Genomic DNA, 258 nt, shown 5'->3' with positions numbered 1-258 from the left:
ATGGTGGCAGCGCAAGCACAGTGACGCTGAGCCTGAATGAAGACGGCGAGATAAGCGACAGCAACTACAGCTACAACAATGGCACCATCACGTGGACAGAAACCGTGGCAGAGGGCGCAAGCATCAAGGTCGATGCAACGCAGACCGACCGCGACGGCAACGTGTCTCTACCAGGCAGCGACGAAGCGAAAGTGGATACCACGGCGGACGCCGGTGCGCCAAGCGTGAGCATCGTGGATGACAACAATCCAGACGATG

1 protein-coding gene is annotated in these 258 nt (G+C 58.5%); it reads left to right on the top strand.

Annotated elements, in window-relative coordinates; translation table 11 throughout:
• On the top strand, window positions 1-258 hold a 258-nt coding region (locus EYW48_RS21775; protein WP_277433111.1), incomplete at both ends, for a hypothetical protein.

Origin of the sequence: Vibrio sp. 1180_3 (assembly GCF_029478545.1) — a bacterium.
GTDB lineage: Bacteria > Pseudomonadota > Gammaproteobacteria > Enterobacterales > Vibrionaceae > Vibrio > Vibrio aestuarianus.
The sequence above is the reverse complement of the archived record's forward strand: the minus strand, read 5'-3'. Positions and strand labels throughout refer to the sequence as shown.